A 5638-nucleotide genomic window follows, 5' to 3' on the forward strand; every position below is an offset into this window, starting at 1 on the left:
CAATGCCAACAGGTTGGTTTGCTCAGAAACGCCTTTGATTACTTCAAGAATGGCGCCAATGTTCATCGACTCTTTGTGTAGGTCCGTCACTTTCTGGCTGCTGACCTGCATGCTTTCATCGGCGCTGCCAATTTCATGCAGTGTTTTGTCTACTTCTTTGAGTCCCATCGCGACATTCTCGGTTGCTTGGTTTGCAACTTGAGACGCGTGGTTAGCACTTGCCGCAATTTCTGATGTGCTCGAAGCCAATTGATCAACGGCAGAAGAGATATTGATCATCTCACTGTTCAATTGTGTTGCGTTGGTCGAGCTGTTATTGGTCACTTGATTGAGTGACTCCGACATCTCACCAATACGCACACTAGAACGGTTCACTTGACCAACAATATCGCGCAGCGATTCGATGGTGATCTCCATGTTGGTTAGCAGTTCACCAATTTCGTTTTTGCTCTCAATGTTCACTTCAACATTTAAATTGCCTTGAGAAAGCTCATTGGTGATCTGTTTAACCTGTGCGATGCCTTTGGTAATAGAACGAGTCACCAACACAGCGCTTGTCATGCCAATCACCAAAGCCACACCTGTTAGCAAGAAGATGATTTGAACTGAACGTTTTTCACTGGCTTGCAGTTCTGGCGTTAATACTTGTTTCTGTTGCTCTAGAATACTTTGAGCATCCGCGACCGCAATAGCCAAGCTGTCACCAATCGAGGCAAGAGTCGCAGTTCTTTGCGTGTTCTCAATCATCTGCTGATGAACTTGTTCAAAGCCTTTTGCATACGCTTCGCGCTGGTTAGAGAAATCTTCAATCAACTCGCTTTGGTAAGGGGATGATTTGAGAGACTCAATGTCGCCTTCAATACCCGGCAACGCGTATTCAAAGATATCTTTACCCGCTTCATAGGTTTTTAGGTCGTTGTTGTTTGAGTAACTCAGTACAGTGATCTTGGCTGCGAGGAAGTTCTCCATCAACATACCCGCGTATAAGCTCGCGTTTGGATCGTTGTTGTTGTACGACTCATACAACAAGCTTTGCGCGGCTTTGAGGGCGTTGGTTTCTCGTTTGACCATCTCGACATTCACCAATTGGTCGATGAGCAGCTGGCTCTGTTTCATTGAGCCATAAGCCGTGTCAAATGCCGCTACGCTGTCTTGCACTAATTGCAGGCTAGCTAGGCTATCGTTTTTGGTGGTGGTTTGGATTAAGTTGTTGAGCAGTTCATCAATCGCGAGTTTGCTTGATTGATAATTTACTTCGTATTGCTCATCCAATGACTTTAAATAACGTTCAGAGGCTAAGCGCATCTGCAGAAAATGCACTTGAATGTTGCCTGACAGTGTCGCTTTCTGGCTAAGTACACTGTATTGGCTAAAGCCGTTCGACAAGGTTTGGATACCTTTGTAACTCACAAAGCCTGAAATGACGAAAAAGAGCAAGCAGATGGCATAACCTAGCTTGATCTTAAATGCTATAGAAAGGTGGCGCATTACTATCCCTATATTTACCTGATTCCTTCACTGCGAAGTATTCCATAAAACAGGGTTCTGGGCAGGCTTAAGTGAATAGTTTGTGTAATAAGTAACGCTTTCGTTAAAAAATTCGGTTTTTTAGTATCGTTTCAATGGGTTGCATATTTGTTGGAGCATGCTTAATTGAGCTAATTGTTTATTAACTTCCATGCACATGATGCAAATTGTCGGTAAAATAGTAGAAACGCAATTTAGACTCCGACTCCAAAGGCACGATATGAACCCTTATAAGCTCTACTTGGTTACTGATGACCAGCAAGATCTAGAAACGCTTAAGTTTGTCGTTGAACAAGCAATCGCTGGTGGTGTCACTATGGTTCAAGTAAGAGAGAAGCATGGAGATGTCAGAGCTTTTATTGAACGTGCGCAGGCCGTTAAGTCGATTTTGGCTGGCTCTGGTGTCCCGTTGATCATTAATGACCGAATGGACGTTGCGTTGGCTGTGGATGCTGACGGCTTGCATTTAGGTCAATCAGATATGCCTGCTGAGTTAGCCCGTCAGTTGATTGGTCCAGATAAGATTCTTGGTTTGTCGATTGAAACTGAACAACAGCTTCGAGAAGCCGATAGTTTGCCGATCGATTACATTGGCCTCAGTGCGCTTTTTGCCACACCGACTAAGACAAACCTTAAGAAACATTGGGGTTATGACGGCATTAAAATGGCGTTGGAGACAACGAAGTTACCGATTGTCGGTATTGGTGGAATTAACGAATCGAACATCCCGCAGTTAGTTGAGAGCGGCATTCATGGGTTAGCACTGGTATCTGCGATATGTCACGCTGAAGATCCAAAACAAGCGACGCAGGATCTGTTGTCTCTAATGGGAGAGTGAAGGGGTTATAGGCTAGAAAACAAATGAGGTTAACCATTTGTTTTCTAGTTAAAGAACAAGCTTATACAAAGGCTAAATTGGCCTATCGATTGAGCTTCTAAGACAATTTATTGAATACACAGTTTGGTTTACTGAGCGCATAGAGCAACAGTAGCGATGATCATAAGAACGATCGCGGCATACCAACCGTATTGTGCGGTCCTATTAGCAACAAACACCTTAATGTAGTTGAGTTCTTCATGCGCCATTGCAATGAAGTCCGTGTAGTTAATCGATAACTCGCGGCTGGCTTCTTTCAAATCTTGCTGAAGTTTGTTGAAAGCCTCATCGATGAAGCCTTTTGTTTCTGAAACAGACGGAGTCGCAACCAAAGTTAAGCTATTCCATACTGCCATACGCGATTCATATTCGCTTTCACTGACACAATTAAGTACGCGTAAATCATACTCTCGTTTGTTACGCTCTTTACCCATTTTCTCAGGGCAAATATTTCTTAAAACGTTCACGACAAATTTTCCAAAAGGTTCATTTAGATATAAAAAAGCACTCGAAGAGCGCTCATAAACTGGGTGCGAATCAATATTCAAAAGTGATCTATTTGAAACCGGCATAAGCAACTGTAAGACAGAGCGTTTATCTGGGAGATTTGAAGTTGGGTCAGTGGTGTTAAAGAGCGATTTGGGTTTGTCGATATCAGTTTGATAAGACAAACCCTTTGGGATCGCATACTAGTTATGTCACTTTGGGACATCAACTAGGGTGTTTTATCCACACGACAAAGAAAATTATCGGCACGAAAAGCGGAAATGAGGTAGTGCTGGAGAAAACACCACCGTCATTGACTTAGGATTCAGTTGCTAAAATAGGCTGAACTCAAGAATTGGGGGGAGATTAGTTGGCTTGCCATTGATTGTTCTCTAATGAGTGGCCTTTTAGTTTTTCAAGTAAACTTGTTAACACTGGGCCATTGATATGGCTGCGAGACACTAAGCAACCCACTGGAGTAATCCAACCACCATGCTCGTGTGAGACAGGTAACGCCACAAGTTCGCCTTTTTGAATGCCTTCCATCACCATCATTTCAGGCACATTTGCCCAGCCAACGTTCTGTTCAACGAGATCGATGATCGTTTTGTGGTTGTTGGCATACCAAAGCATCGAGCTAATACCGTAGGTGAACCACAGTTCGCGCTGCTTTGAACTGCGATGCACACATTGGCGGTAGCGCTTTAGGTCTGAGTCTTGAACGACGGGCATTTGGCTCAGTTCGTGAGTGGCGGAGCTAACCGTAAGAAAACGTGCTTGGCCCAGTAAGAAGAAGTCCATATCCACTTTAAGTTCACCATCCGCATAGATGATGCCTATCTGCGCTTTGCCACGTCTCACTAAGTCTTCAACATCGAAGGTTGAAGTGGTAATAATATCGAAGTGTGTGATTGGAAACTGATCGGCTAGTGAGCTGATTATCTTAATGAAGTTCTTGTCTATGATGCTCTCATCAATGGCAATGATCAGTTCGTGTTCATCTTCTTGTGTCAGCGATTCTACTTTTTGGTCGAAGTACTTTTGTTGGTCGAGAATCGACTTAGCGACAGGCAATAAGGCTTTACCTGTGTTGGTCAAAACAGGGATGTTTTTCTCGCGGTTAAACAGCTCTTGGTCGATAGCTATTTCTAGGTTGGCGATCGATTGGCTGACACCAGACTGAGCGCGTTTCAGCTTGCGTGCTGCAGCAGAAAAAGAGCCACTTTCACACACGGTGACGAAGACTTTTAATTGCTCAAAACTGTACATGTTACCTCTCGCTCAATACCAAATGGGATGATAATGCTCAGACTATCACTAATCGTGATGGCTGTTAACTTTCTCTTATTATTTTCGATGACATAATCGAGCTAATCCAACACATACTAGATTATTTAGAGGAATGTATGAGTACGTTAGAAAGAGTGTTCCACTCAGTGTTATTCGAAGTTTTGGCCGTCACGCTTTCAATTATGGGGTTGGCGATATTTACCGATCATGATGTGAATGCCTTATCAGGAACTATGATAGTTGTTGCGACCATCGCTATGATTTGGAATTACTGTTTTAACCGCATTTTTGATCGCTACTTTACGGGTGAAAAATCTCAGCGTTCACTTAAGCTGAGAATATTCCATGTGGTTTTGTTTGAAGCAGGCTTGTTGATAGCGACGATCCCAGTGATGGCTTTCTTGCTTAATGTGGGGATTTGGCAGGCATTCTTAATGGATATCGGCGTGACCATTTTTATTACCATTTACGCGTTTGTGTTTAATCTGATTTACGATCACGTGAGAGCCTTCTTGGTGCACAGATCTTTCGCGGTTAAATTTAGAGCGAGCTAAAAATGGTCTTAATCGTGGCGAGGGAGAAGTAACCTCGTCATTCTAAGCTCATCTCCGTCAACACTCCCTCAAAAAAGCGCAAAACGCTTTTAACCGATCCTTCGGGAAGCGTTTTGCTTTTTAGTGATGCAACGTTATCGGCTTCCCGAGTAGCCCACTTATTGTTGGCAGTTCACTTGAAAATTGATAGAGCAGTTAGGCTTTTTCGGTTTTCTGCGTGTCATCCAATGCAAAGTAGATTTTAGAAACAATCACTTCGGCAACCAGAATGGTAAATACCACTGCAAAGAAGGCGACGACACCGTTCCAAGGCCCCGTAAAATCCACTTTGTCACCAAATAAGATATTGATGGCTTCTAGCATCACGAATTTTGAACCGACGAGAATCACATAGCTCGACAGGCCTCTGTAGATCTTAGGGGCAGTGCCGGGTTTCGACTTGAAGTAATCCGCGAGCTTATGTTCTAAGCCGATGGATAACTTGAGCAACAGCTGTAGCAAAATCGCAGCAGCAAATGAGATGGTGAAAGACTCGATATTGACGAAATCCCAATATTCATCAAAAAAATTGAGAACGGTTAAATCAACGAGTACGGCGAGTGTGTAACCGACAAAGAGCCGTTGGGGCGTATTAAATCCATATACTTTTTCTATATTGCTCATCTACATCTTCTTGAGTAAAGGGTTATAAAAAACTTAGGAGATAAACTTATAACTTTCAAACGCTTATTGTTTTATATGCGAAACAGCTCTTAAAGTGGGTGTGGCGCATTATGGTAAGTATCTCTGTCGAGATTGATCCAAGATGGTACTTCGACTTAAAGAGGAGTAAGTATGATTATTTATTTTAGGGTACAAGACGTAGAGGAGCTTTGGGGCGCGATAGATCTAGCGACACTCTTAC

The 5638-nt window shown here is 43.1% G+C and carries 6 protein-coding genes; 2 read left to right on the top strand and 4 right to left on the bottom strand.

The annotated features are described in order from the left end of the window. Positions 1-1488, bottom strand: a 1488-nt coding sequence (locus AB4653_RS24925; RefSeq protein WP_372105569.1) for a methyl-accepting chemotaxis protein, incomplete at its 3' end; no start/stop codon positions are given. A 259-nt stretch (positions 1489-1747) separates the two neighbouring features. Between AB4653_RS24925 and thiE the strand changes: the two genes are divergently transcribed. Further along, positions 1748-2365, top strand: a complete 618-nt coding sequence (gene thiE / locus AB4653_RS24930; protein WP_102257593.1) for a thiamine phosphate synthase — start codon at positions 1748-1750, stop codon at positions 2363-2365. Between the two features lie 128 nt (positions 2366-2493). Here thiE and AB4653_RS24935 read toward each other — a convergent pair whose 3' ends face one another. Beyond that, the gene (locus AB4653_RS24935) at positions 2494-2838 is read right to left on the bottom strand and encodes a thiamine-phosphate diphosphorylase (RefSeq protein ID WP_102257636.1); all 345 of its coding nucleotides are present in this window, start codon (positions 2836-2838) and stop codon (positions 2494-2496) included. Positions 2839-3256: 418 nt separating this feature from the next. Then, entirely contained in the window at positions 3257-4159 is a 903-nt protein-coding gene (locus AB4653_RS24940) for a LysR family transcriptional regulator (protein WP_102257594.1), read from the bottom strand. Positions 4160-4296: 137 nt separating this feature from the next. Here AB4653_RS24940 and AB4653_RS24945 point away from each other — a divergent pair, with 137 nt between their 5' ends. Next, positions 4297-4734 (top strand): PACE efflux transporter, encoded by a 438-nt coding sequence (locus AB4653_RS24945; RefSeq protein ID WP_102257595.1) that lies wholly within the window; start codon positions 4297-4299, stop codon positions 4732-4734. Between the two features lie 195 nt (positions 4735-4929). Here AB4653_RS24945 and AB4653_RS24950 read toward each other — a convergent pair whose 3' ends face one another. Continuing rightward, positions 4930-5397, bottom strand: coding sequence for a hypothetical protein (locus AB4653_RS24950; RefSeq protein WP_012600934.1), 468 nt, complete (start codon positions 5395-5397; stop codon positions 4930-4932). Positions 5398-5638: the final 241 nt, after the last annotated feature.

Source organism: Vibrio sp. 10N.222.48.A3, from assembly GCF_041475345.1.
Taxonomy (GTDB): Bacteria; Pseudomonadota; Gammaproteobacteria; order Enterobacterales; family Vibrionaceae; genus Vibrio; species Vibrio tasmaniensis_A.